At 35.9% G+C, this 1310-nt stretch carries 1 protein-coding gene; it reads right to left on the reverse strand.

Going from position 1 to position 1310, the window contains the following annotated elements:
- Positions 1 to 52 precede the first annotated feature (52 nt).
- On the reverse strand, positions 53 to 1310 hold a 1258-nt coding region (locus ACN4EE_RS23435), incomplete at its 5' end, for a vWA domain-containing protein (protein ID WP_431708919.1).

Genomic DNA, 1310 nt, shown 5'->3' on the forward strand with positions numbered 1-1310 from the left:
ATTAATTAATCTTTTTGGAGAAGTTTAAAGATTAAAAATAGTTCTTAATTCTTTATTCTTCTAAAGTTTTTTGTTTCAACATTTTACCCCACAGATAAAAGGGTAAAACACCAAATAAACCTAAACTAATAAGAGTAGAAAAAAAGATCAATAAGCGAATATTTAACGGCAATGTGCGCCCAAAAACTGGTATGGTATAGGGTTTTTCCTCAGATTTTATATCCATAACTTCTACTATAACTTTATTAGTAGCACCTCTTTCTGGATTAGGATCAGTATAAGTAATTTCGTACTCTCCTAACAAGGCGTTGAGAAATAATTGGAGATTTTCCGCAATATCTTGAGCATCGCCGGAAAATTCAGCGATTCCTCCCGTTTTTTGGGCAATTTCTGCTAACCTTTTTTCATCCACAAATTCCTCCTCTGGCACTTTACCTTTATTTATGTCGTCACGGGTAGCAGGTTTCGGTAATTTATATTTTTGTGCCAGTTGTTGAGGGGTTAAACCATAGCCTAAAGTATGAACAATTATATTGTTATAATCTTCTAATTGTTCTAGCAATCTAGCAAAATCTTGGGCTTCATTAGGGGCGTTATGATAACCGTCTGATACTAAAATAATTGATAATCTCGGCTCTAATTTTCCCTGATTTCTTTGTTTTTCCGTGAGATAAAAACGGCTATCTTCTGAATTTCCTAAAAATTTTATAGCAGTTTCTAAGGGTTGATAAAGATTAGTCGATGCACAGGGTTTTGTACTCGCTAAATAGTTTAAAAAATTAGTTAATTTGACATCATTAGGACTTAAAAAATTGTCTAATTCTTGTTTAGTAACTTTATACCCTTCACATTTTTCGCTTCCTTCCCCAAAAGGCACGATCGAAACTTGGGTATTTCCCCCTCTTTGGGCTAAAATCGAGAGAAACTGGGTAGTCGCTTCCATAGCGCCTTCTAACTTTGTTTTACCACTATTATCAAGGGTTAACATACTCCCAGACATATCCATTAAGACGATAATCCACGCTGGAGGAGGCTCTGATTCTTCGGGAGATTTCCAGTTTCTTCGATCGAACTCTACCTTATTGCCCTGCACTTGTAAAGCAAAATCTTTATGTGACAAACCTATCACAGGTCGATCGCCCTCTCCCATCACCTTCACCCGTAAAGTAACTTGGTCATCATTAACGGTAGTGCGAACAATATCAACTTTTTGCGGATTTTTTTCTTGTGCCGAAATAGGGTTAATAAGAGTCAGAAAAAAGAAGACAATTAAACTAACCTTGGGGATCGAAAAAGCGGTTATAATAGAC

Origin of the sequence: Geminocystis sp. CENA526, assembly GCF_050753365.1 — a bacterium.
Lineage (GTDB): Bacteria > Cyanobacteriota > Cyanobacteriia > Cyanobacteriales > Cyanobacteriaceae > Geminocystis.